The following is a 22,803-nucleotide window of genomic DNA, read 5'->3' as shown; positions in this document are numbered from 1 at the left end:
AACGACGTTCGAGATTTCGGACAGACGGGGCGGGGGAGTGCGTGGCCGGGCGGGGCTCAGCCCGCGTACGGATCGGGGGTGGCTCCCGGCCGGGCCAGGAACGCGAAGTCGCAGCCGGTGTCGGCCTGGGAGATGTGCTCCATGTAGAGCGCGCCGTAGCCCCGCTCGTACCGGGTCGGCGGCGGTGTCCACGCGGCCCTGCGGCTGTCAAGCTCCTCGTCCGTGACGTGCAGGTGGAGGGAGCGGGCAGCGACGTCGAGGGTGATCGCATCGCCCGTGCGGACGAGGGCGAGGGGTCCGCCGACATGCGACTCGGGCGCCACGTGCAGCACGCACGCCCCGTAACTCGTCCCGCTCATCCGGGCGTCCGAGATCCGGACCATGTCCCGCACCCCCTGCTCCAGGAGGTACCGGGGGATGGGCAGCATGCCGTACTCGGGCATCCCCGGCCCGCCCTTGGGGCCCGCGCCGCGCAGCACGAGCACGTGCTCGGCCGTGATCCCGAGCGCCGGGTCGTCGATGGTCCGCTGCATTGTCCGGTAGTCGTCGAAGACGACCGCGGGCCCAGTGTGCCGGAGGAGACGGGGCTCGGCCGCGATGTGCTTGATGACGGCGCCGTCGGGGCAGAGGTTGCCGCGCAGGACCGCCACCCCGCCCTCGGCGGCCAGCGGCCTCGACCGCTCCCGGATCACCTCGTCGTCATGGACGAGGGCGCCGGCCAGCTGCTCGCGCAGCGTGGCGTGCGAGACGGTCGGCCGGTCCAGGTGGAGCACGTCGGTGAGCCGGGACAGGAAGCCGGTCATGCCGCCCGCGAAGTGGAAGTCCTCCATCAGGTACCGCCCGCCCGGCCGCAGGTTCGCGAGCACCGGCACGGTCCGCGCGATCCGGTCGAAGTCGTCGAGCGTCAGCTTCACCCCCGACCGGCCGGCCATCGCGATCAGATGGATCACCGCGTTGGTCGAACCGCCGAGGGCCAGGACGGCCGCCGCCGCGTCCTCGTACGCCTCCTGGGTCAGGATCCGGGAGAGCCTGACGTCCTTCCGTACGAGCTCCACGATCCGCAGCCCCGACGCGGCGGCCATCCGGTCGTGCCCGGAGTCCACCGCGGGCACCGAGGAGGCGCCCGGCACGGTCACGCCCAGGGTCTCGGCGGCTGCGGTGAGCGTGGACGCCGTGCCCATCGTCATGCAGTGGCCGGGGGAGCGGGCGAGGCCGTTCTCCAGCTCGGCCATCTCGCAGTCGCCGATCGTCCCGGCCCGCTTCTCGTCCCAGTACTTCCACATGTCGGTGCCGGAACCGAGCGTCTCGCCCCGCCAGTGACCCGGCAGCATCGGTCCCGCCGGCACGAACACGGTCGGCAGGTCGACCGAGGCCGCGCCCATGAGGAGAGCGGGCGTCGTCTTGTCACAGCCGCCCATGAGCACCGCCCCGTCCACCGGGTACGAGCGCAGCAGCTCCTCCGTCTCCATCGCCAGGAGGTTGCGGTAGAGCATGGGGGTCGGCTTCTGGAAGGTCTCCGACAGGGTGGAGACCGGGAACTCCAGCGGGAAGCCGCCCGCCTGCCACACGCCCCGCTTCACCGCCTGCGCCCGGTCCCGCAGATGGACGTGGCACGGATTGATGTCGGACCAGGTGTTGAGGATCGCGATCACCGGCTTGCCGAGGTGCTCCTCGGGCAGATAGCCGAGCTGTCGGGTGCGGGCGCGGTGGCTGAACGAGCGCAGCCCGTCCGTGCCGTACCACTGGTGGCTGCGGAGCTCCTCGGGGCGCTTCTCCGTGCTGGGTGCGTGGGCCTCCTCGGGGCGCTTCTCCGGCCTGCTCATATCGGCCACCCCGCGGCTATCGCCGCCACCTCTTCCCGCTCCGCCTCCGGGAGTTCCCGGCTCGGCGGGCGGATGTCGCGGCGGCACAGGCCGAGCGAGGCGAGGGCCTCCTTCACCACGGTCACGTTGTCGGCGCTCGCGTTGGCCGCGCGCAGCTCCTCGAAGTGGCGGATCCGCTCCCACACCTTCATCGCCGTCGGGTAGTCGCCCGCCCGCAGCGCGGCCAGCATCTCCAGGGAGAGGGCGGGGGAGACGTTGACCAGACCGGAGGTGAAGCCGGTCGCGCCGCCCGCGAAGTACGCGGGCGCGTACGGCTCGGCGAGGCCCGCCACCCACACGAACCGGTCGAGGCCCGCGTCCCGCGCGAAGCCGGCGAACCGGGCCGCGTCCGGGACGGCGTACTTCACGCCGACGACGTTGGGGCAGGCGGCGCCGAGCTCGGCGAGCCGGGCCCCGCTCAGCAGCGGGTTGCGGAGGTAGGGGACGACGCCCAGTTCGGGCACGGCCTCGGCGATCGCCCGGTGGTAGTCGACCCAGCCGCTCTCGGAGACGTACGGGTGGACGGGCTGGTGGACCATCACCATGTGGGCGCCGGCGGCGCGGGCGTGCCGGGCGGCCTCCACGGCGGTCGGCACGTCGTGCCCGACGCCGACCAGGATCGCGGCGCGGCCGGCGGCCTCCTCGACGGTCGCCTCGGTGAGGGAGCGACGCTCCTCGGGGGTGAGGGCGTAGAACTCGCCGGTGTTGCCGTTGGGGGTGAGGGTGCGGACCCCGCCGTCGAGCAGCCGGCGCAGGAGCGCGCGGTGGGCGACGGTGTCCACGGAGCCGTCCTCGGCGAACGGGGTGACCGGGATGGCCACGACGTCGGCGAGGGCGGCCCTCATCGTCTCGAATTCCATGCTCACTCGCTGTTCGCTCATTCGCTGATCAAGGGGGACTGGGGGAAGGCGCGCTCGACGAACGAGGCGATGTGGTCGTGCACGGCCCTGCCGGCTCCCTCGGCGTCGCCCGCGGCGGCGAGGCGCAGGATCTCCGCGTGCTCGGCGGCCTCGCGCTCCCAGGAGGGGACGGCGGCCCAGGCGACCGTGGAGACCAGGGCCGCCTGGTCGCGGACCTCGTCGAGCATCCGGCCGAGCAGCGGATTGCCGCAGGGCAGGTAGAGCGCCCGGTGGAAGTCCCGGTTGGCGAGGGACCGTTCGGCCGGGTCCTCGGCTCCGGCGGCGCGGCGCAGGGCCTCGTCGGCCGCGTCGAGCGGGGCGCCGGAGGCGACGGCGCGGCGGACGGCCTCGGGCTCCAGGAGCAGGCGCACGTCGTACACCGCGCGGGCCATGTCCGCGTCGACCGTCCGGACCGTGACGCCCTTGTACTGGCTCATCACCACGAGCCCGCTGCCCGCGAGGGTCTTGAGCGCCTCGCGGACCGGGGTCTTCGACACCCCGAAGTGCGCGGCGAGCTCGGCCTCCACGAGCGCCTGGCCGGGTCTGAGGCCCCCGGTGAGGATGTCGTGCTTGATCGCTTCCAGGACGTACTGGGTGCGGGAGGGGATGGGGCTGGGGGCGAAGGCCATGGAGCACTCTCAGATCTCGTGTATCGCGTCTCATATATGACGTACGAAGTGCAACGGGCATGAAGCTAAGGGGGCGTTCGTGTTTCGTCAATGGATCGCGCAAGCGCTTTCTCGATCGAGGGCCCGGCGGCCGGGGGTCTGGTTCCCGGTTTTGTTTTCTGGGATAACTATTGGGGGATCGGAGCAGCCCCGTCCCCACCCGTCCCAAGGGCCAGCATGAAGTTCACCGACGGCTTCTGGCTGATGCGCGAGGGCGTCCACGCCTCGTACGCCACCGAAGTCCGCGATCTGCGCGCGGAAGTCGACCGCTTCACCGCCCACGCCTCCGTCAAGCACGTCGCCACCTGCGGCGACACCCTGAACTCGGCCCTCCTGACCGTGGAGTGCCACGCACCCGCCGAGGGCGTCATCGGCGTCCGCGTCACCCACCACGCCGGAAAGGCCCACCGGGGCCCGGACTTCGCCCTCTCCCCGGACGCCCCCGGGTCCGGCACCGTCCACGAGGACGGCCCCGTCGTCGAACTCGCCTCAGGACCACTCCGGTTGCGCCTGGACCGCTCGAAGCCCTGGACCCTGGAGTTCCGCGACGCCGACGGACGGCCCCTCACCGAGGCCGGCCGCAAGGGCACCGCCTTCCTCACCGCCCCCGACGGCGCCCACCACATGGCCGTTCGTCGAGGATCCGCGCGAGCACCCCCGCCACCGCGTCGTGGTCGCCCTCGCACGGCCGGTGCAACAGCCGGACGCCCAGCTCGGCCGCCCGGCCCCGCAGCCCGCGCAGGGTCCGCTCGGCGAAGCCCGTGTGCCGTGCGTACACACCGGGGGACTCGCCGATCACCGCGACCTCCCGGTGCCCGAGGCCCGCCAGGTGCTCCACGCACAGGGTGCCGGCCGCCGCGAAGTCGAGATCGACGCAGTTCAACCCGGCCGGATCGGCGGGGAGTCCGACCAGGACGGACGGCGGACCCGCCACGCGCAGCACGGGCAGTCGCTCGTCGTCGAGCTGCACGTCCATCAGGATCACCGCCTCGGCGAGGCCGCTGCCGGTGACCCGGCGAAGCGCCGACGGGCCCTCCTCGCCGGTGAGGAGCAGGACGTCGTAGCCGTGGGCGCGGGCGGTCGTGGCGACGGCGACCGCGATCTCCAGCATCACCGGCACGTACATGTCGGTGCGCAGCGGCACCATGAGCGCGATGATCCGGGACCGGCTGCTGGCCAGCGCGCGGGCGCCCGCGTGGGGCTGGTGGCCGAGCCGCTCGATGCTGGCCCGCACCCGCTGCCGGGTGGGGTCCGAGATGGGCCGCTTGCCGCTGAGGACGTAGCTCACCGTGCTCGCCGACACTCCGGCGTGCCGGGCAACCTCGGCAAGGGTGACCATCCGTTCTCCCCGCGGCCAGGACGGTGGTGCGCCCATGTGAATCGCTTCGACGCGGCCCGTCGAGTGATCGCTCGGGCGACCCGAGCCGACCGTAACGCGGGGGGAGTTGAGGTGTCCAGGCCGTGGGCGACGCGATGTCGAAGCGATTCGACGTGGAGCGCGACCCCCACAGTGTCTGAACCGTTCAGTCTTGACGGTGAACTGGTCGGTATAGTTCCCTCCTTCCCGGGGCGGCGCGGGCCGCCGGCCGGGACGAGGGAGGGCGGAGAGACGTTCGCGGTGGTGTACCGGTGGCGGGTGAGGCCGGGCAAGGAGCAACTGCTCGCCGACGGCTGGCACCGGGTGACCATGGCGATCCACCAGGAGTGCGGCAGCTACGGCTCCCGGCTGCACCGGGCGGACGACGGCACCTGGGTGGCGTACGCCCGCCGGCCCGACCGCGAGACGCGGGAGAAGTGCGGGACCCCCGACCCGGAGGGCGAGGAGATGATGCGCGAGGCGATCGCGGAGTACTTCCCCGAGACGCGCCTCACCCTCGCCGACGACCTGCTCGCCGAACCGGAGGCCGACTGAGGGGCGGGGCACCGGGCTCAGGGGCGCAGCAGGACCTTGCCCGTGCCCGGGTCGCCGCCGCCCACCAGGGCGAGCGCCTCGCCGAACCGTTCCAGCGGGAACTCGTGGGTGACGAGCGGGGCCGGGTCGAGCAGCCCCAGGGAGAGGGCGCGGACCGCGTCGGCCCAGGCGGCCGAAGGGGCGCCGAAGACGCTGCGGATCTCCAGCTGGCTCACGGACAGGTGCACCGGATCGATCCCGACGGCACCCGCCCCGAACATGCCGGTGAGCACCACCCTGCCGCCCCGGCGGGCCAGCAGGCAGGAGGAGGCCGCCGTGGTGGGCGCCCCGGCGGTCTCGACGACCAGGTCGAAACGGCCGGCGTCGCCCTCCGCCTCCTTCGGGGTGACCGTCCGGCCCGCCCCGAAGCCCAGGGCCCGCGCCGCCCGTTCGGTACGCGGATCCACGACGGTCAGTTCGGCGGGGGAGGCGGCGGCGAGCCACTGGACGGCGAGCAGCCCGAGCGTTCCGGCGCCCACGACGGCGATCCGCTCGCCCGGCCGCGGCCGCCCCGCCCGTACCGCGGCGGCGACGATGGCGGCCGGTTCGACCAGGGCCGCGGCCCGCGGGTCCACCCCGTCCGGCAGCGGGTGCAGCAGCCGGGCGGGTACCACCAGATGGTCGGCGAAGGCGCCCGGTTCGGTGAAGCCGGTCTCCGCGTACCCGGCCGCGCACAGGCTGGTCTCCCCGTACCGGCACCGCTCGCACACCCCGCAGGCCCGGAAGCCCTCGGCGACGCACGGCCGGCCGAGCAGCGCCGTGTCGGTGCCGGGCCCGACGGCCTCGACGGTGCCGGACCACTCGTGCCCGGGGACCACCGGGTAGCGGACGTAACCGGGGGCACGGCGGCCCTCGTACAGTTCCCGGTCGCTCATGCAGATCCCGGCGACGGCGACCCGCACGCGGACCTCGCCCGGGCCGGGGACGGGGAGCTCCCGCTCGACGAGCCGGTGCTCACCGGGCCGGTCGACGACGACGGCGCGACTGGACGCGGGGCTCATGCCGGCCGCCTCCGCTCCCAGCCCTCGGCCCACAGGTCGAACCGGGCCCGCTGCTGCGGGAACTCGGCCGCCGCGTCCACGTCGAGCTCGACGCCGAGGCCGGGCGCGTGGGAGACCGTGAAGCAGCCGGTCTCCGGGTCCACCTCCGGCGCGCCGCGCACGACCTTCTTGATCTCCGCGTCGGCGAAGTCGTTGAAATGCTCCAGGACCTTGAAGTTGGGCGTACAGGCGGCGAGTTGCAGGCTCGCGGCCGTCAGCACCGACCCGCCGACGTTGTGCGGGGCGACGAGGACGTAGTGGGTCTCGGCGGTCGCCGCGAGCTTCCTGGCCTCCAGGATGCCGCCGATGTGCCCGACGTCGGGCTGCACGATGTCCGCCGCCTGCGACTCGAACAGCTCGCGGAACTCGATCCGGTCGTGGATCCGTTCACCGGTCGCGATCGGCAGGTCCACCTTGTCGGCGACCTTCCGCAGGGCCTTGAGGTTCTCCGGCGGCACCGGCTCCTCCAGCCAGGCGGGCCGGAACGGCGTCAGTTCGCGCGCGAGCCGGACCGCCGTCGCGGGGGAGAAGCGGCCGTGCATCTCCACCATGAGCTCGGTGTCCGGGCCGACCGCGTCCCGGACGGCCTCGATCAGCGCGACCGCCTCCCGCGAGCGCTCGGCGTCCAGCTCGTGGTGGCCGTTCCCGAACGGGTCGATCTTCAGGGCGCGGTAGCCGCGCGCCACGACCGCACGGGCCGCCGCGTGGTAGGCCTCCGGGGTGCGCTCGGTGGTGTACCAGCCGTTGGCATAGGCCTTGACCCGGTCGGTGACCTTCCCGCCGAGCAACTGCCAGACGGGCACGCCGAGCGCCTTGCCCTTGATGTCCCAGCAGGCCGTCTCCACCACCGCGATCCCGGACATGACGATCTCGCCGGCCCGCCCGAAGTCCCCGTACTTCATGCGCCGGACGAGATCCTCCACGGCGAACGGGTCGGAGCCCGCGATGTGGTTCGCCTCCGCCTCGCGGAGATACCCGAGCAGGGCGTCGGTGCGGCCGAGCATGCGGGTCTCGCCGACGCCGGTCAGCCCCTCGTCCGTGTGGACCAGGACGTACGTCAGGTTGCGCCAGGGCGTGCCGACGACATGAGTGGTGATTCCCGTGATGCGCACGGTGCTTGCTCCATTCGCGATGCCGGACACCGTCCGGCGGGACGGCGGGACGGTGGCGTGACCGTGGGCGGCGGCCCACGGGGATGTCGACGGGGGTGCGCCCGCGCTACTCTCTGTCCGCGATTTCGGTCGTGGTACGGAATATCGAACAGCGCGAGCGTGAGGTGGGGGGCCATGGGACGACTCGTACCCGCGGTGACCAGGGCATTCGACATACTGGAACTCTTCCTCGAGGGCGGCGGCACGCTGTCCGCCCCCGAGATCACCCGCAGGCTCGGGCTGCCGCGCACCACCACCCACGAGCTGGTCACCACCCTGACCGCCCGCAACTACCTCGTCCCGGTGCCGGAACAGCCCGGCCGCTACCGGCTCGGCGTCCGCACGTACCAGCTCGGCAGCCGGTACGCGGAGCAGCTCGACCTCGCGGCCGAGGGCCGGGAAGTGGCCCGCGAGGTGGCGGACACCTGCGGCGAGACCGTCCACGTCGCCCTCCTGGAGGACACGGACGTCATCTACGTCGCCAAGGTGGACTCCACCCATGCGGTACGGATGGTCTCGGCGGCCGGCCGCCGGCTGCCCGCCCACTGCACGGCCGTCGGCAAGATGCTGCTCGCCACGCTCCCCGAGGACGAGCTCGACGAGCGCCTCGAAGGGCGCGAACTCGTCGCCATGACGCCCCGGAGCCTCACCGACCCGGACGCGCTGCGGGCCGCCCTCGCGGAGATCCGGATCCTCGGGGTCGCCGTCGAGCAGCAGGAGTCCAACCCCGACGTCAGCTGTGTCGCCGCACCCGTACGGGACCGCTCCGGCCGGGTCGTCGCGGCGCTGTCCGTCTCCGTGCCGGTGCACCGCTGGAGCGAGGACCGGGAGAACGAACTCACCGCCCTCGCCGTCAGGGGCGCGGGCGAACTCTCGGCCCGGTTGGGGTATCGGGCGGGGCGCTGAGCCGCCTCGGCGGCCGTCGTCACGCACCCGTGTCCCGGCGTTCGCGCGGCTGGCGCATGCGGCTGACCGGGCCGAAGACCTCCCGGTCGTCGAGGAAGCCCTCCAGGGCGAAGGCGGCCGCGCCCCGTGTGACCGCGTTGTGCGGCACCGCGCTGCGCCGCAGGGTCGCCGCCCGGTGCGGCAGCGGCAGGACGTGCCGGGTGACCGCCTCGTACGTGGCGCTCAGCAGGCGCTCGCCGAGCAGGTCCACGACCTGGTTGCCGAGGACGAGCACCCGGGGGTTCAGCAGGTTCAGCAGATTGGCGACCGCCGCGCCCAGGTGGCGCGCGGTCCGGTCGACGACGGCCTCGGCCACCGGGTCCCGCTCCGCCGCCGCACGGGCCAGGGCGGCGACCGTCGCCGCGTCGTCCGTCCCCGCCGCCCGCGTGTCGTCGGGGGCGAGTTCGCGCCAGGTCCGGGCGATCCCCCGGGTGCTGACGTACGCCTCCACGCAGCCCCGGTTGCCGCAGGTGCACAGCCGGCCGTCGACGGCGAGGCAGGTGTGGCCCCACTCGCCGGCGCTGTTGGTGAAGCCCCGGTAGAGCCGGCCGCCGATCGCGATCCCGGCGCCGACGCCGGCGCGCAGGGTGACCACCACCAGGTCGTCGACCTCCCGCCCGGCGCCGAACCACAGCTCGGCGACCGTGCTGGCGCGCAGCGGGTTGTCGAGCCAGAGGGGGAGCCCGAGGCGCTCGTCGAGCAGGGACCGCAGCGGCACCTCGCGCCAGGACCAGTACGGGGAGTACGACGAGACGCCGCCCTCGCGCTCCACCATGCCCGGCACGCTCACGCCGGCCCCGAGGATCCGCTCGCGGGGCACGCCGGAGCCGTCCAGGAGCTCCTCGACGCACGCGGCGAGCTCCTCGACCACGTCGGCGGGCCGGACCTCGCCCGGGGGGAGCGGGCGCTCGACGGAGTGCCGGACCTCCAGGGCCAGGTCGAAGAGCTCGGCGTGGACCGAGGTCTCGGCGATGTCGACGCCGATCAGCGCGCCCCGCTCGGCGTTGACGGCGAGCCGCGCGCGGGGCCGGCCGCCGCTGGAGTCCTCGTGGCCCGCCTCGACGAGGACGCCGGCCTCCAGGAGCTCGGCGGTGAGGTTGGCGACGGTGGCGAAGGAGAGCCCGGTCGCCGCCGCCAGGTCCTGACGGCTCATCGCGCCCGGTCCCGCGTAGAAGCGCCGCAGGACCTCGAAGCGGTTGAGGCGGCGAATCTCCTGCGACGTCCGCTTGATCACCTGTGCTGTCCTCCGCTCGGCCTGCCCATCCACCCGGGATCTTATTCGAAGGGTTGGAAGAAGAGGAGGGCGCATTATTTACAACCGTTAGACGAACCCGTAGTTTTTCTCGCGCCGCACCAGTCGCCGACCGAGGAGGCCAGATGCACCACCTCAGGGCCGTACCCTGCTCCCCCCTGCCCGGACGCCTGACGGAAGGACCCGTCTGGGACGCCCGGCGCCAGGAACTGCTCTGGGTGGACATCCCCGAAGGACTCGTCCACCGGGCCGCCCTGACGACGGACGCGCACGTGCCCGACCTCGCGCTCCTCGGCACCCTCCGCTTCGACCGGCCCGTCGGCGCCGTCCTGCCCTGCGCCTCCGGCGCCCTCCTCGCCGCCGCGGGCACCTCGTTCCTGCACCTGGCGGACGGCCGGCCCGTCACCGAGGCCGTCGAACTGGCCGCGCCCGTCCTCCCCGACGACGGCCTCCCGCGCCGCATGAACGACGCCGCCGTCGACCCCGCGGGCCGGCTCCTCGCCGGAACCATGGCGTACGACGAGAGCCCCGGCGCCGGCGCGCTCTACCGCCTCGACCGCGACGGGCTCGTCACCCTGCTCGACTCCGTCACCATCTCCAACGGCCTCGGCTGGAGCCCCGACGGCACCCGGCTCTACTACGCGGACAGCCCCACCGGCCGCGTCGACGTCTTCGCCTACGACCCGGAGACCGGCGCCCTGAGCGACCGCCGCCCCTTCGCCGTCCTCGACCGGGGCGTCCCCGACGGCCTCACCGTCGACAGCGAGGGCCGGGTCTGGGTCGCCGTCTGGGGAGGCGGCGAAGTCCTCGCGTACGACGCCGACGGCACCCTCCACGCGCGCGTGGAGGTGCCCGCCTCCCACGTGACGAGCTGCGCCTTCGCCGGACCCGGACTCGACGTCCTGGTCATCACGACGGCGGCCGTCGGCCTCGACGAGGACCGGCTGCGCGCCGAACCCGACGCGGGCCGCCTCTTCGCCTGCCGCCCGGGGCCGACGGGCCTCCCGACCACGCCGTACGCCGACCACTAGCCCCCGGTCCCCGGGCCGTCAGGGCCGCGCGCCCCGACGGGCGCGGCCGCCCCGCCCCCGCCCCCACCTCGAAGGAAGCAGCACCTCACGCCATGACCACCCCGTACGACGGGCTGCGTGCCGCACTGGACGCCGTCCCCGTCATCGCGATCCTCCGCTCCACCTCCGCCGACCGCTTCGCCGAAGTCACCGACACCCTCCGGGCGTCCGGTGTCCGTGCCGCCGAGTTCACGCTCACCACCCCCGGCGCGCTCGACGCCCTCCGCGAGTACGCCGCCGACGCCCCGCCCGGACTCGCCCTCGGCGCCGGCACGGTCACCACTCCCGCCGAGGCGCACGCGGCCGTCGAGGCCGGGGCCACCTACCTCATCACCCCGACCACCTCCACCGAGGTCATCGCCGAGGCCGTCCGTCTGGACGTCCCGGTGCTGCCCGGCGCGTACACGCCGACCGAGATCCTCACCGCCTGGCGGGCGGGCGCCACGATGGTGAAGCTCTTCCCCGCGGCCACCGGCGGACCGGAGTACCTCAAGGCCGTCCGCGCCCCGCTGCCCGACGTCCCCCTCGTGCCGACCGGGGGCATCGGCGCCGCCGACGCCCCCGCCTACCTCGCCGCCGGGGCCACCGCCCTGGGCGTCGGCAGCCCCCTCGTCGGGGACGCCTGCGAGGGCGGCTCGCTCGCGGCCCTCACCGAGCGCGCCGCCGCCTTCCTGGAAGGGATACGCGCATGACCGCGCCGACACCCCCAGGGCCGACCGCCCCCGCCCTCGTCACCCTCGGCGAGGCCATGGCCGTCGTCGCCGCCACCGAGCCCGGGCCCCTCGCCTCCGGCGCCGCCCTGCGGCTCGGCTGGGCCGGTGCCGAGGCGACCGTCGCCGTCGGCGTCAGCCGGCTCGGCCACCCGGCGGCCTGGACCGGCCGGGTCGGCGCGGACGCGACCGGCACGATGGTCCTCGCGGGTCTGCGCGCCGAGGGCGTCGACGTCTCCACGGCCCGTACGGACCCGGCGGCCCCCACCGGCCTGATGCTCCGCGAGCGCCGCACCGCCGACCGGCTCCGCGTCACCTACTACCGGGCCGGTCTCGCGGGCTCCCGGCTCGCTCCCGAGGACCTCGACGAGGAGCGGATCGCCGGAGCCCGGGTCCTCCACGTCACCGGCATCACCCCGGCGTTGAGCGCCACCGCGCGCGCCGCCGTCGAGCACGCGGTCGCGCTCGCCCGCGCCGCCGGGGTCACCGTCTCCTTCGACGTCAACCACCGCGAACGGCTCTGGAGCCGGGCGGAGGCCGCCGACGCGCTCGCCCGCCTCCTCCCGTACGCGGACATCGTGTTCGCCGGTCCCGAGGAGGCCGTCCTCTTCGTGCCCGAGGGCGAGCCCGAGCGGATGGCCCGCGCGCTGACCCGGCTCGGCCCCCGGCAGGCCGTCCTGAAGCTCGGCGCCGAGGGAGCCCTCGCGGTCGTCGACGGCGGGCTCCACCTCCGATCCGCCGTCCCCGTCACCGCCGTCGACCCCGTCGGCGCCGGCGACGCCTTCGTCTCCGGCTACCTCGCCGCCGTCCTCGACGGCTCCCCGGCGGCGGAACGCCTCCGCCTCGCCACCCTCTGCGGAGCCTTCGCCGTCTCCGTCCCCGGCGACTGGGAGGGCCTCCCGCGCCGCGCCGAACTCGACCTCCTCGCGGCCCAGGACATCAGCCGCTGATCCCGCCCCGTGCGCCTCGCGGCGCAGGACATCAGCCGCTGACCCCGACCCGTGCCCCAGAACGCCAGGAACCCACTGTCATGAACCGTTTCTCCGGACAGACCGCCGTCGTCACCGGCGCGGCCTCCGGCATCGGCGCCGCCAGCGCCGTCCGGCTCGCCGCCGAGGGCGCGGCGGTGCTCGTCTCCGACATCGCCGACGAGGCGGGCGAGGCCGTCGCCGCCGCCATCCGCGCCGGCGGCGGCCGCGCCGCCTACGTCCGCTGCGACGTCTCCTCCGAGGCGGACTGGAAGGCGCTGCGCGCGGAGGCACACGCCCGCTTCGGCCCGGTGAGCGTCCTCCACAGCAACGCCTTCATCCACACCACGGCCGCCGCCCACGAACTCCCCGTCGCCACCTGGGACCGGGAGATGGCCGTCAACCTGCGGGCCCTCTACTTCGCCACCCGCGTCTTCCTCGACGACCTGCGCGCCGAGCGCGGCAGCCTCGTCGCCACCTCCAGCGTGCACGCCGGCTTCGGCCTGCCCGGCTACGCCGCGTACGCCGCCGCGAAGGGCGGGATGTGCGCGCTCGTCCGCCAGCTCGCCGTCGAGTACGGGCCCGAGGTCCGCTTCAACTCCGTGCTGCCGGGCCCGATCCTCACCGACGTGTGGAACGAGGTCGACGAGGAGGGGCGACGGCTCTCCGCCGACGCCACCGCCCTCGCCCGGCTCGGCCGGCCCGAGGAGGTCGCGGCCGCCGTCGCCTTCCTCGCCTCCGCCGACGCCGCCTACATCACCGGCACCGACCTGGTCGTCGACGGCGGCTGGACCGTCAAGAAGGACTCCAAGTGACAGGGGACCGCAAGTGAAGAAGGAATCCACGTGAAGATCACCGCCCTGCGCACCTACCTCGTCGCCCCCCGCTGGTGCTTCCTGCGCATCGACACCGACGAGGGCGTCACCGGCTGGGGCGAACCCGTCGTCGAGGGGCGCGCCCACACCGTCGCCGCCGCCGTCGAGGAGCTCTCCGACCACCTGATCGGCCGGGACCCGATGAAGATCGAGGACCACTGGCAGGTCCTCACCAAGGGCGGCTTCTACCGCGGCGGCCCGGTCCTCTCCAGCGCCGTCGCCGGCATCGACCAGGCCCTCTGGGACATCACCGGCAAGGCCCTCGGCGTCCCCGTGTGGCAGCTCCTCGGCGGCAACGTCCGCGACCGCGCCCGGGTGTACAGCTGGATCGGCGGCGACCGCCCCGACGAGGTCGCGAGCGAGGCACTGGCCCGCAAGAACGAGGGCTTCACCGCCGTCAAGATGAACGCCTCCGCCCAGCTGCGGCTCATCGACACCCCGGCCGCCACGCAGGGGATCGTGGACCGCGTCGCCTCCATCCGCGAGGCCGTCGGCGACGAGTTCGACATCGCGATCGACTTCCACGGCCGTCTCACCGCGCCGATGGCCCGCCGGGTCCTGCCGCTCCTGGAGCCGTACCTGCCCTTCTTCGTGGAGGAGCCGGTGGTCCCCGAGATGAGCGACCACATCGGCGACGTCGTCCGCTCCACCTCGATCCCCATCGCGACCGGCGAACGGCTCTACTCCCGCTGGGACTTCAAGAAGGTCCTCGCCCAGGGCATCGCGGTGGCGCAGCCCGACCTCTCGCACGCGGGCGGCATCTCGGAGGTCCGCAGGATCGCCGCGATGGCGGAGGCGTACGACGTGTCACTCGCCCCGCACTGCCCGCTGGGGCCGATCGCGCTCGCCTCCTGTCTCCAGGTCGGCTTCGCCGCGCCGAACCTGCTGATCCAGGAGCAGAGCCTCGGCATCCACTACAACACCGGCTCCGACCTGCTCGACTACCTCGTCGACCCCTCGGTCTTCCGGTACGAGGACGGACACGTGGCCCTGCCGACGGGCCCGGGCCTCGGGATCGAGGTCGACGCGAAGGCGGTCGAGCGGGCCGCCGAGGTGGGGCACCGCTGGCGCAACCCGGCCTGGCGCCGGGACGACGGCTCGCTGGCCGAGTGGTAGGAGCGGGCGCACGGAAGGGGCGGACCCGTCACCGGGTCCGCCCCTCGGGCGTGCGTCAGCGGTGCGCGAGCACGCTCGCCGCAGGCAGCAGCCTGCTGTCGTAGTCGAAGAGGGCCTGGTTCTCCCAGCCGTTGCCCGAGGTGGGGTCGGCCGGGTCCCATCCGTTGCCCGCGACGGCCGTCCAGGTCGGCTCCCAGTAGACGACGCCGAGACCACGGCCGTTCGGCACCGCCTCGACGACGTTCACGACGTCCCGCAGCCAGGCCGTCTGGCCCGCGCCGCTCGCCGGGTAGCCGGCGACCAGCTCGGAGGAGAGGTCGATGATGTTCTCGTGGGCGTCCTCGCTGTCCAGACGGAACGGGTACGCGGTCTCCGCGACCATCACCTTCTTGCCGTACCGCGCCGAGACGTCGTCCAGGTTGGCCTGGAGCGAGGACAGGGCGCCGTGCCAGTAGCCGTAGAAGGAGAGCGCGATGACGTCGTAACTCACGCCCTGCGCCGTCGCGTTGTCGAACCACATGCGGTAGAGCGCGTTGTCGCCGCCGTTGGCGAGGTGCAGCGCGATCTGGGTGCCCGACGAGACCGTCCTGGCGGCGGAGATGCCGGACTTGAGCAGGCCGGCGAGCTGGGACCAGTTGCTCGTGGAGCCCTCGGGCCAGAGCATGCCGGTGTTGATCTCGTTGCCGATCTGCACCATGTCGGCGGTGGTGCCCTGCGCCTTCAGGGCGTTCAGGACGTCGTACGTGTGGTTGTAGACGTCCGTCTTGAGCTGGGCGTACGAGTGCCCCGACCAGGCGGCGGGCTTGGTCTGGGCGCCGGGGTCGGCCCAGATGTCGGAGTAGTGGAAGTCGACGAGGAGCTTCATGCCCTGCGCCTTGATCCGCTTGGCGGTGGCGAGGACGCGGGCCTTGTCGTTGTAGCCGTCCGCCGGGTTCACCCACACCTTGAGGCGCCCGTAGTTGGCGCCCGAGTTCCTGAGGAGGGCGACCGGGTCGCCGGTCACGCCGGTACTCGACTTGTACGTCCCGCCGAGGTCCTCGCTCTTCTTCAGCGCGGAGAGGTCGACGCCCTTCACCATGAGCCCGGTCGTGCCGGAGGTGAACGTCAGGTCGTCGACGTTGATCCAGTTGCCCGCCTTCGCGTCGGAGTCGACGCTGATCGTGCAGGCTCCGCCGACGACCTTGACCGGGGTGACGATCCGTATCCAGCCGCTCGACGTCACCGGGAGGTCGGTGCGTTGCTCGGCGGAGCCGCAGTTGCGCAGGGCGAGGTAGGCGGAGTTCTGCCCGCCGCCGGAGCGGACCCAGGCGCTGAGTGTGTAGTCGCCGTCGGTGAGGCCGGAGAGGTACTGGTACGTCTCCACCTTGTACGCGGCGGAGGACCAGTGGGTGAGGCGGTGGCCGCCGCTGTGGCCCCCGGCCTCGGTGAAGGAGGCGGCGTTCTGGCCGGCGGCGGAGTAGGTGGACCAGCCGGAGGGGGTGGCGGTCCCGGTGCCGTCGGCCTCGAAGCCGGCGTTGGTGAGGGTGGAGGCCGCTTCGGCGTGCTGGGCGGCGGGCAGCGGGGCCAGGAGGAGGGCGCCCAGCGCGGCGGCGAGGGCCGTGGCGCGCAGGCGGGTGCGGCTGCGTACGGGGTGCATCGTCGAGTCCCTTCGACGGTGGCGGATGTGAGGAGTGTCGTGCGGTGGGTCCTTGCGGTGGTACGGCTCGCCCGGGGGCGGCGCAGCGGGTGCGGGCCGCCCCCGGGGAGATCAGGTGGGTGGGCTCAGCCGTCGAGGCGTACGACCCTGACGGCGCCGGCCGGGACGGTGAGCCTGCCGTCCGCCGGACCGCCGTGGAGGAGCTCAGTGCCGGAGCCGTCCAGCGGCACCTCGGCGTCCTCGGAGGAGTGGTTCAGCGCGAAGACGTACCGCTGCCCGGCGTCCCCGGCACGGTGCACGACCTCCACGTCGTGCGGGAGTTCGGCGCGCGGGGCGACTCCGGCGTCCGCGCAGGCGGCGGCGAGGATCGCGTCGAGCGAGGCCGCGTCGAGCCGGGTGGAGACGTACCAGGCGGTGCCCCGGCCGAGCCGGTGCCGGGTGACGGCGGGCCCGCCGGCGGCCGGACCGTCCGCGTACGTCCACACGGTCTCCGCGCCGCGCGGCCGGACGAACTCCGTCCAGACGTCGCCGGTGAGCGTGGCGCCGTCCGGTCCGGTGACCGTCACGCGCTGGTCGTCCAGGAGCGGGGACCACTCGTCCACGGTGAGGCCGAGGACCTCGCGCAGGGCGCCCGGGTAGGCGCCGGGGTGCACGGCGTCGTGCTCGTCGACGATCCCGGAGAAGTACGAGACGACGAGGGTGCCGCCGTTCTCGACGTACTCGCGCAGGTTCCGTCCGGCGGCCTCGGTGGTGAGGTAGAGCGCGGGGACGACGACCAGCGGGTAGGCCGAGAGGTCGGACTCGGGGTGGGCGAAGTCGACGGTGAGGTGCCGGTCGTAGAGGGTCTCGTAGAAGCTGTCGGCGCGCTCGCGGGCCTCGTGGGCCTCGTTCGGCCGCCACTCCAGGCTCTGCGCCCACCAGGAGTGCCAGTCCCAGACCATGGCGACGTCCGGGACGGTCCGGGTGCCGCGCACCTCGGCGAGGGCCTCCACGTCGGCGCCGAGGGCGACGACCTCCCGCCAGATCCGGGTGTCGGTGCCGCCGTGCGGGACCATCGCTGAGTGGAACTTCTCGGCGCCGCGCCGGGACTGGCGCCACTGGAAGAACATGGCGCCCTCGGAGCCGCGGGCGACGTGGGCGAGGGAGTTGCGGGCCATCTCGCCGGGGCGCTTGGCCGGGTTGCGGGGCTGCCAGTTCACGCCGGAGGTGGAGTGCTCCAGGAGCAGCCAGGGCGCGCCGCCGGCGACGGAGCGGGTGAGGTCGGCGGCCATGGCGAGGTTGACGTGGGTGCGGCGGCCGTCGGTGATGAGGTAGTGGTCGTTGGTGACGAGGTCGACCTCGCGGCCCCAGGCCCAGTAGTCGAGGGAGTCGCACTGGCTGAGCGCGGTCATGAAGTTGGTGGTGACGGGGATGCCGGGGGCGAGCTCGTGCAGGATGTCCCGTTCCATCCGGAAGTTCTCCCGGATGGTGGCGTCGGCGAAGCGGCGGTAGTCGAGCCGCTGTGCCGGGTTGCCGACGGTGGGAGTGGCGCGGGGCGGGTCGATCTCCTCGTACGAGCCGTAGCGCTGGCCCCAGAAGGCGGTGCCCCAGGCCTCGTTGACGGCGCCGACCGAGCCGTACGTCTCGTGGAGCCAGCGGCGGAACCGCTCGGCGCAGGTGTCGCAGTAGCAGGCGCTGACGGGGACGCCGTACTCGTTGTGGACGTGCCACAGGGCGAGGGCGGGGTGGCTGCCGTAGCGGCGGGCCAGCTGCGTGGTGATGCCGGCGGCGGCCGTGCGGTAGGCGGCGGAGCCGTGACAGATCGCCCCGCGTGAGCCGTAGGAGAAGCGGACGCCCTCGGCGGTGACGGGCAGGGCCTCGGGGTGGGCGCGGTAGAACCAGGCCGGTGGCACCACGGTGGGGGTGCCCAGGTCGACGCGGACGCCGTTCTCGTGGAGCAGGTCGAGGAGCCGGTCGAGCCAGCCGAAGTCGTACCGGCCCGGCTCGGGTTCGAGGAGGGCCCAGGAGAAGATCCCGACGCTCACCATGCTGACGCCGGCCTCCCGCATCAGCCGGACGTCCTCCTGCCAGACGCTTTCCGGCCACTGTTCGGGGTTGTAGTCCCCGCCGAACGCGAGCCGGTGCAGGCCCTTCGGAGTGGTCTGCGGCATGAGTCTCTCCTGAAACCTCGGAAGATGGAAGCTTTGGTTCCTTGGGAACGTGCACACACTCGATCTCGATGTGGCAACGCAACATAACCGCACACGAACAACCATTGACAAGTGTCCGGAACGTTTCTCTACTGTGAACGCTCACAGACGCATGACCGGCCTTCCCGCTCGGGGGAGAGGCCCCTTTTTCGGTCAGGGAGAAGTACCCCATGCCTCACATCACGCGCCGCGGTCTCGCCGCCGCCACCGCCGTCCTGCTCGGCGCCACCGCGCTCTCCGCCTGTGGCTCCTCCGACTCCGGCGACGAGGCGGGCGCCGACTCCGGCCCCGTCTCGCTCACCTACTGGGCCTGGGCGCCCGGCATGGACAAGGTCGCCGCCCTCTGGAACGCCGAGCACCCCGACATCAAGGTCACGGTGCAGAAGCAGGCCTCCGGGGACGACCTCGTCACCAAGGTCATCACCGCGACCAAGGCGCACAAGGGACCGGACCTCGTCCAGGCCGAGTACCAGGCCCTCCCCACCCTCGTCAGCAACGACTCCCTTGCCGACGTGGCCACCGAGATCCCCGAGAACGTCAAGAACGCCTTCGCCCCCGGCGTCTGGCAGCAGACCACCTTCGGCGGCGAGGCCGTCTACGCCCTGCCGCAGGACTCCGGACCGCTGATGTTCTTCTACCGCGAGGACCTCTTCAAGCAGTACGGCCTCTCCGTCCCCACCACCTGGGACGAGTTCGCCGCCACCGCCCGCACCCTGAAGAAGAAGGCCCCCGGCAAGTCCCTGACCACCTTCTCCGCCAACGACGCCGGCCTCTTCGCCGGCCTCTCCCAGCAGGCCGGCGCCAAGTGGTGGACCTTCGAGGGCGAGAAGTGGAAGGTCGGCATCGACGACGCCGCCACCAAGAAGGTCGCCGACTTCTGGGGCGGACTGGTCGCCGAAGGTGCCATCGACAACCAGCCGATGTACACCCCCGCCTGGAACAAGGCCATGAACACCGGCGGGCAGCTCGCCTGGGTCAGCGCCGTCTGGGCCCCCGGCACCCTCACCACCGCCGCCCCCGACGGCAAGGGCAAGTGGGCGATGGCCCCGCTCCCGCAGTGGACCAAGGGCGCGAACGCCACGGGCAGTTGGGGCGGCTCCTCCACCGCCGTCACCTCCGACTCGAAGCACAAGGAAGCCGCCGCGAAGTTCGCGATCTGGCTGAACACCGACCCGAAGGCCCTCGCCGCCCTCGTCAAGGAGAGCGGCATCTACCCCGCCGCCACCGCCGCCCAGACCAGCGGCGCCCTCGCCAAGGCCCCCGACTACTTCGCCAACCAGCCCGACTTCTACACCCGCGCCGCCGAGATAGCGAAGACCACCGCGCCGGCCGCCTGGGGACCCAACGTGAACGTCGCCTACACCTCCTTCAAGGACGAGTTCGGCAAGGCCGCCAAGGCCAAGTCCGGCTTCGGCACCGCCCTGACGGCCGTGCAGGACGCCACCGTCACCGACCTGGAGAAGCAGGGCTTCGGAGTCGCCAAGTGACGCAGCCCCGTCAGGGCGCGCGCCGGTCGTACGGGGTCAAGGCGGCCCCGTACGCCCTCCCGTCGCCCACCACCACCCTCAAACGAGCGCGAAGCGCCCCTTACTTCTTCCTCTTTCCCGCCGCCCTCCTCTTCGCCCTCTTCTTCGCCCTGCCCATCGGCTACGCCGTCTGGCTCAGCTTCCACAAGATCGAGATCAAGGGCCTCGGCCTCGGCAAGGGAGCCAGGAACGAGGTCTGGGCCGGCCTGGAGAACTACACCTCCGCCCTCACCGACTCCGAGTTCCTCCACAGCGCCCTGCGCGTCCTCGGCTACGGCGCGATCGTCGTCCCGGTCATGCTCGGCCTCGCCCTGCTCTTCGCGCTCCTCCTCGACACCGAGCGCGCCCGCGCCCGCTCCTTCGCCCGCCTCGCGATCTTCCTGCCGTACGCCGTGCCCGGCGTCATCGCGGCGCTCCTCTGGGGCTTCCTCTACCTCCCCGACGTCAGCCCCTTCCTCCAGCTCCTCGACGCCCTCGGACTCCCGCAGCCCGACCTCATGGACGGTGGACCGCTCTACCTGGCGATGTCGAACATCGCTATCTGGGGCGGCACCGGCTTCAACATGATCGTCATCTACACCGCGCTGCGCTCCCTGCCCGCCGAGGTGTACGAAGCGGCCAAGCTCGACGGCTGCTCCCAGCTCCAGATCGCGCTCCGCATCAAGATCCCGATGGTGGCGCCCTCCCTGGTGCTCACCTTCTTCTTCTCGGTCATCGCCACCCTCCAGGTCTTCAACGAGCCCATGACGCTCAAGCCGCTCACCAACGGCATCCCCTCCACCTGGAGCCCCCTCATGAAGGTCTACAACGACGCCTTCACCGGCGGGAACATCCACGCCGCCTCGGCCACCGCCGTCGTGCTCGCCCTCGCCACCTTCGCGCTCTCCTTCGCCCTCCTGAGGGTCTCCAACCGCCGCACCGCACAAGGAGCAAGCCGATGAACGGGCTCGCCTCCCCGCCCCTCCGGGCCTCCGCACCGGCCGCCGGCGCCACCCCCGGCACCTCCCAGGGGCCTCCCCGTCCCCGCCGCACGGCCCTGCTCCCCACCGCCGCGCTCGTCCTCGGGGCGCTCTACTGCCTGCTCCCCGTCGCCTGGGTCGTGGTCGCCGCCACCAAGTCGGGCCAGGACCTCTTCTCCACCTTCACCTTCCTGCCCGGCGACGGCTTCGCCGGCAACCTCACCGACCTCGACGCGTACCGCGAGGGCATCTACTGGCGCTGGATGGGCAACTCCGTCTTCTACGCGGGCCTCGGCGCCGTCCTGTCCACGATGGTCTCCGCCTTCGCCGGCTACGCCTTCGCGGTCTACCGCTTCCGCGGCCGCGAGCCCTTCTTCAACGTCATCCTCACCGGCGTCCTCATGCCCCCGGTCATCCTCGCCATCCCGCAGTACCTGCTCATGGCCGAGGCCGACCTCACGGACACGTACGCCTCCGTGCTGCTGCCGCTGATCCTCTCCCCGTACGGCGTCTACCTCGGCCGCGTCTACGCCGAGGCCGCCATCCCCATGGAGCTCGTCGAGGCGGGCCGCATGGACGGCGCCGGCGAATGGCGGATCTTCCTGCGGATCGCCGTCCCCATGATGTCCCCGGGTCTGGTGACGATCTTCCTCTTCCAGTTCGTCGCCATCTGGAACAACTTCCTGCTGCCCTTCATCATGCTCGGCGACGACGAGAAGTTCCCCATGACCGTCGGCCTGTTCACCCTCCTCAAGCAGGGCGCCAGCCAGCCCTCCCTCTACACCCTCGTCATCACCGGAGCCTTCCTCGCCGTCGTCCCGCTCATCGCCCTGTTCCTGGTCATCCAGCGCTTCTGGAGCCTCGACCTGCTCTCCGGCGCCGTAAAGTCCTGACCACAGGGGATCGAGGGGAAACACACAGCATGAGCACAGCAGCGAGCAGGCGCCGCCCGGCGACCATCCACGACGTGGCCCGCGAGGCCGGAGTCTCGCGCGGCACCGTCTCCCGCGTCCTCAACGGCGGCCACTACGTCAGCCCGACGGCGAAGGCGGCCGTCGACGCCGCGATCCGAAGAACGGGATACGTCGTCAACCGGCACGCCCGCTCGCTGATCACCGGCAAGTCCGACTCGGTCGCCTTCCTCCTGACCGAACCGCAGGAGCGCTTCTTCGAGGACCCCAACTTCAACGTCCTCCTCAGGGCCTGCACCCAGGCCCTCGCCGCCCAGGACATCCCGCTCCTCCTGATGATCGCGGGCACCGAGGACGAACGCCGCCGCAACCTCCGCTACATCGAGGCCGGCCACGTCGACGGCGTCCTCCTCGTCTCCAGCCACTCCGGCGAGCCCGTGGTGGCCCGGCTGCACGAGGCCGGCGTCCCCGTCGTCGCCTGCGGCAAACCCCTCGGCCAGACCGCCAAGATCGGCTACGTCGCCGCCGACGACCGGGACGGCGCCCGCGACATGGTGCGCCACCTGTACGCGACCGGGCGGCGCCGGATCGCCACCGTCACCGGACCGCTCGACACCTCCGGCGGGGTGGAGCGCCTCGCCGGCTACCGCGAGACGCTCGCCGAGCACGGCCTGCCCGTCGACGAGGCGCTGATCGCCACCGGCGACTACAGCCGGGCCAGCGGCGAGGACGCCGCCCGCGCCCTCCTGGAGCGCGCCCCGGACATCGACGCCGTCTTCGTCGCCTCCGACCTGATGGCACAGGGCGTCCTCGACGCCCTCGCCCGCGCGGGCAGGCGGGTCCCCGAGGACATCGCCGTCGGCGGCTTCGACGACTCCCCGGCGGCGCTCTCCTCCCGCCCCTCCCTCACCACCATCCGCCAGCCCTGGGACCGCATCAGCACCGAGATGGTCCGGACGCTCCTGGCGCGGATAGCGGGGGAGGACCCGGCGACGGTCATCCTGCCGACGGAGCTCGTCCGCCGCGAGTCGGCCTGACGCCCTCCCGCGGCGAAGCGGCCGGACGCCCTCGGGCC

Annotated in this window: 19 protein-coding genes and 2 pseudogenes; 12 read left to right on the top strand and 9 right to left on the bottom strand. The window is 72.9% G+C overall.

Translation table 11 applies throughout. The features are described from left to right. Positions 1–56 precede the first annotated feature (56 nt). The 3 genes from araD to BLW86_RS05360 are packed head-to-tail and all read right to left on the bottom strand — an operon-like array spanning position 57 to position 3,390. Positions 57–1,823: an L-arabinonate dehydratase gene (gene araD / locus BLW86_RS05370; protein WP_093872943.1), complete on the bottom strand. Its 1,767-nt coding sequence runs from the start codon at positions 1,821–1,823 to the stop codon at positions 57–59. Continuing rightward, on the bottom strand, positions 1,820–2,743 hold the full coding sequence (locus BLW86_RS05365; protein ID WP_177181563.1) for a dihydrodipicolinate synthase family protein: 924 nt from the start codon (positions 2,741–2,743) through the stop codon (positions 1,820–1,822). Before BLW86_RS05365 ends, araD begins: the two co-directional genes overlap by 4 nt. Then, complete coding sequence (locus BLW86_RS05360) at positions 2,740–3,390, bottom strand: GntR family transcriptional regulator (RefSeq protein WP_093872941.1); 651 nt, start codon at positions 3,388–3,390, stop codon at positions 2,740–2,742. The genes BLW86_RS05365 and BLW86_RS05360 overlap by 4 nt, the downstream gene beginning before the upstream one ends. A 216-nt stretch (positions 3,391–3,606) precedes the next feature. Between BLW86_RS05360 and BLW86_RS42970 the strand changes: the two are divergent. Further along, a pseudogene (locus tag BLW86_RS42970) lies at positions 3,607–4,065 on the top strand (alpha-xylosidase); the annotation flags it as partial. Here the strand turns inward: BLW86_RS42970 and BLW86_RS05350 are convergent. After that, a pseudogene (locus BLW86_RS05350) lies at positions 4,055–4,768 on the bottom strand (LacI family DNA-binding transcriptional regulator); the annotation flags it as partial. The pseudogenes BLW86_RS42970 and BLW86_RS05350 overlap by 11 nt on opposite strands. Before the next feature lie 297 nt (positions 4,769–5,065). Here BLW86_RS05350 and BLW86_RS05345 point away from each other — a divergent pair. Then, positions 5,066–5,341: a hypothetical protein gene (locus tag BLW86_RS05345; protein ID WP_256341225.1), complete on the top strand. Its 276-nt coding sequence runs from the start codon at positions 5,066–5,068 to the stop codon at positions 5,339–5,341. Between the two features lie 17 nt (positions 5,342–5,358). Here the strand turns inward: BLW86_RS05345 and BLW86_RS05340 are convergent, their stop codons facing one another. Together BLW86_RS05340 and BLW86_RS05335 are read right to left on the bottom strand one after the other, a co-directional pair. Further along, a complete protein-coding gene (locus BLW86_RS05340) occupies positions 5,359–6,381 on the bottom strand; it encodes a zinc-dependent alcohol dehydrogenase (RefSeq protein WP_093878505.1) in 1,023 nt (340 codons plus the stop codon). Beyond that, positions 6,378–7,532, bottom strand: a complete 1,155-nt coding sequence (locus tag BLW86_RS05335) for a mandelate racemase/muconate lactonizing enzyme family protein (protein WP_093872939.1) — start codon at positions 7,530–7,532, stop codon at positions 6,378–6,380. The genes BLW86_RS05340 and BLW86_RS05335 overlap by 4 nt, the downstream gene beginning before the upstream one ends. A 174-nt stretch (positions 7,533–7,706) precedes the next feature. On the opposite strand from BLW86_RS05335, the gene BLW86_RS05330 reads away from it, so the two are divergent. Then, positions 7,707–8,477, top strand: coding sequence for an IclR family transcriptional regulator (locus tag BLW86_RS05330; RefSeq protein WP_093872938.1), 771 nt, complete (start codon positions 7,707–7,709; stop codon positions 8,475–8,477). Positions 8,478–8,496: 19 nt separating this feature from the next. Here BLW86_RS05330 and BLW86_RS05325 read toward each other — a convergent pair whose 3' ends face one another. Then, positions 8,497–9,750 (bottom strand): ROK family protein, encoded by a 1,254-nt coding sequence (locus BLW86_RS05325; RefSeq protein WP_093872937.1) that lies wholly within the window; start codon positions 9,748–9,750, stop codon positions 8,497–8,499. 143 nt (positions 9,751–9,893) lie between these two features. On the opposite strand from BLW86_RS05325, the gene BLW86_RS05320 reads away from it, so the two are divergent. The 5 genes from BLW86_RS05320 to dgoD all read left to right on the top strand — a co-directional run bounded on the left by BLW86_RS05320 (position 9,894) and on the right by dgoD (position 14,507). Next, a complete protein-coding gene (locus BLW86_RS05320; protein WP_093872936.1) occupies positions 9,894–10,799 on the top strand; it encodes an SMP-30/gluconolactonase/LRE family protein in 906 nt (301 codons plus the stop codon). 92 nt (positions 10,800–10,891) lie between these two features. Next, positions 10,892–11,530: a bifunctional 4-hydroxy-2-oxoglutarate aldolase/2-dehydro-3-deoxy-phosphogluconate aldolase gene (locus BLW86_RS05315; protein WP_093872935.1), complete on the top strand. Its 639-nt coding sequence runs from the start codon at positions 10,892–10,894 to the stop codon at positions 11,528–11,530. Next, on the top strand, positions 11,527–12,498 hold the full coding sequence (locus tag BLW86_RS05310) for a sugar kinase (protein WP_093872934.1): 972 nt from the start codon (positions 11,527–11,529) through the stop codon (positions 12,496–12,498). The genes BLW86_RS05315 and BLW86_RS05310 overlap by 4 nt, the downstream gene beginning before the upstream one ends. Positions 12,499–12,578: 80 nt before the next feature. Beyond that, positions 12,579–13,331 (top strand): SDR family NAD(P)-dependent oxidoreductase, encoded by a 753-nt coding sequence (locus BLW86_RS05305; protein WP_093872933.1) that lies wholly within the window; start codon positions 12,579–12,581, stop codon positions 13,329–13,331. Positions 13,332–13,361: 30 nt separating this feature from the next. After that, positions 13,362–14,507 carry a galactonate dehydratase gene (dgoD, locus tag BLW86_RS05300; RefSeq protein WP_093872932.1) on the top strand — a complete coding sequence of 382 codons (1,146 nt, stop codon included), beginning with the start codon at positions 13,362–13,364 and terminating at the stop codon, positions 14,505–14,507. A 55-nt stretch (positions 14,508–14,562) separates the two neighbouring features. On the opposite strand, the gene BLW86_RS05295 is transcribed toward dgoD, so the two are convergent. Together BLW86_RS05295 and BLW86_RS05290 are read right to left on the bottom strand one after the other, a co-directional pair. After that, positions 14,563–16,143, bottom strand: a complete 1,581-nt coding sequence (locus BLW86_RS05295; protein ID WP_093872931.1) for a glycoside hydrolase family 53 protein — start codon at positions 16,141–16,143, stop codon at positions 14,563–14,565. Positions 16,144–16,268: 125 nt separating this feature from the next. Further along, positions 16,269–18,293, bottom strand: a complete 2,025-nt coding sequence (locus tag BLW86_RS05290) for a beta-galactosidase (RefSeq protein WP_093872930.1) — start codon at positions 18,291–18,293, stop codon at positions 16,269–16,271. A 209-nt stretch (positions 18,294–18,502) separates the two neighbouring features. Here BLW86_RS05290 and BLW86_RS05285 point away from each other — a divergent pair, with 209 nt between their 5' ends. From BLW86_RS05285 to BLW86_RS05270, 4 genes are read left to right on the top strand one after another with little or no spacing between them, the layout of a single operon-like run. Beyond that, on the top strand, positions 18,503–19,819 hold the full coding sequence (locus BLW86_RS05285) for an ABC transporter substrate-binding protein (protein ID WP_093872929.1): 1,317 nt from the start codon (positions 18,503–18,505) through the stop codon (positions 19,817–19,819). After that, positions 19,816–20,799: a carbohydrate ABC transporter permease gene (locus BLW86_RS05280; RefSeq protein WP_093872928.1), complete on the top strand. Its 984-nt coding sequence runs from the start codon at positions 19,816–19,818 to the stop codon at positions 20,797–20,799. Before BLW86_RS05285 ends, BLW86_RS05280 begins: the two co-directional genes overlap by 4 nt. After that, on the top strand, positions 20,796–21,710 hold the full coding sequence (locus BLW86_RS05275; RefSeq protein WP_093872927.1) for a carbohydrate ABC transporter permease: 915 nt from the start codon (positions 20,796–20,798) through the stop codon (positions 21,708–21,710). Before BLW86_RS05280 ends, BLW86_RS05275 begins: the two co-directional genes overlap by 4 nt. Positions 21,711–21,739: 29 nt before the next feature. Further along, positions 21,740–22,765, top strand: coding sequence for a LacI family DNA-binding transcriptional regulator (locus BLW86_RS05270; RefSeq protein WP_093872926.1), 1,026 nt, complete (start codon positions 21,740–21,742; stop codon positions 22,763–22,765). Positions 22,766–22,803: the final 38 nt, after the last annotated feature.

This window comes from Streptomyces sp. TLI_105 (genome assembly GCF_900105415.1).
Classification (GTDB): domain Bacteria; phylum Actinomycetota; class Actinomycetes; order Streptomycetales; family Streptomycetaceae; genus Streptomyces.
The sequence above is the reverse complement of the archived record's forward strand: the minus strand, read 5'-3'. Positions and strand labels throughout refer to the sequence as shown.